This is a genomic window from Subtercola boreus (genome assembly GCF_003399645.1).
Classification (GTDB): Bacteria; Actinomycetota; Actinomycetes; order Actinomycetales; family Microbacteriaceae; genus Subtercola; species Subtercola boreus_A.
Window position 1 is genome coordinate 1 of sequence record NZ_NBXD01000078.1, and the last position, 1,145, is coordinate 1,145.

A 1,145-nucleotide genomic window follows, 5' to 3' on the forward strand; every position below is an offset into this window, starting at 1 on the left:
CGCGGAACAGCCACTCGTATTTCATCGATCCGAAGCCGCGTTCGCGTGACCCGTTCTGGCCCGGCGTACGCACCCGGGTACGAACGTGCCGGAGCTCGGGATGCGCGGCGATGAATGCCTCGAACCGGAACGACCGGAACGGGCCACCGTTGTCGGTCACGATCGTGAGCACAGGCGTAATCTCGCCTGTCTCTGGGTCGACGACAGCGTCATCGATGAGTGGGTGGCCGAGGAGTTGTTCCGCCTCGGCCAGGGCGAGTTCGATCGCAGCGATTGCGTCGTGCTGATTGCTGGTCGGTGACACGTGCGCGTCGTATTCGTACTTCGACCAGTAGTCCCGGCACGCCGCGATCCGCCACACCCCACCAGCAGTGGTCTCGTAGTCGGAGAAATCCAGCTGCCAGACCTGGTTCGGGCCCGTCGGCTCCGTCGCGAACGCGGCCTTCCTACGCTCGGCGAGCTTTCGGCGTTCGCGCTGGTAATCGGCAGGCAAGATCAGGCCCTCATCGCGCAGCAGCCGCAGCACCGTCGCCTGCGACACCCGATGACCGTCGTGCCTTGTCATCGCCCATATTTTCCGGTGCCCCCACGCCGGATGAGCCATCGCATGCTTGATCACAAGTTCACGCGCGCTGACTCGGGCGGGCTGGGGCCACGGCCCTTTCGGCGGGCGTGACCGGCGCGCTTTGGCCTGCCAACGCCGCCAGGTTCGTTCGGGCATGTCGAAGAGTTCGCAGAACCTCGTGGTCGACATGCCCGCATCTTTACGGATCACCTCGAGGTCCTCGAAGGGCCCAAGCGACCCTCGGCACTCTTCTTCCACACGCGGATCTCGACCGCCGCCTCACCCAACGCCTGGGTAAGCTCGGAGACTTCGTCCTCGAGCTGCCGCTCACGCGACGACAGCTTCGATTTCCCAGTCTCGATACCGGCCTTCCCGGCTTCGAGGAACTGACGTTTCCAGTTCCCGATCGACTGCTCCGAGACCTTCTCACGCCGAGCGGCCTCAGCGACCGTGATCTCGTTCTGCAAAATGGACAACACAATGCGGAGCTTCTTCTCCGCCGGGATCGTCGGTGGACGACTCATGACTCAGACCTCTCAGCTGGGGCGTTGCATCAGCAACTAACTACCCCTGCCAACTA

General features: G+C 63.7%; 1 protein-coding gene and 1 pseudogene. Both read right to left on the reverse strand.

What is annotated here, in order from left to right; translation table 11 throughout:
* Positions 1 to 565: pseudogene (locus B7R24_RS17100) on the reverse strand (transposase); the annotation flags it as partial.
* A 206-nt stretch (positions 566 to 771) separates the two neighbouring features.
* Positions 772 to 1,089, reverse strand: coding sequence for a transposase (locus B7R24_RS17105; RefSeq protein WP_116420194.1), 318 nt, complete (start codon positions 1,087 to 1,089; stop codon positions 772 to 774).
* Positions 1,090 to 1,145 lie beyond the last annotated feature (56 nt).

Coding starts and splice junctions, on each gene's coding strand:
- B7R24_RS17105 (WP_116420194.1), bottom strand. CDS start 1,089: ATGAGTCGTCCACCGACGATCCCGGCGGAGAAGAAGCTCCGCATTGTG.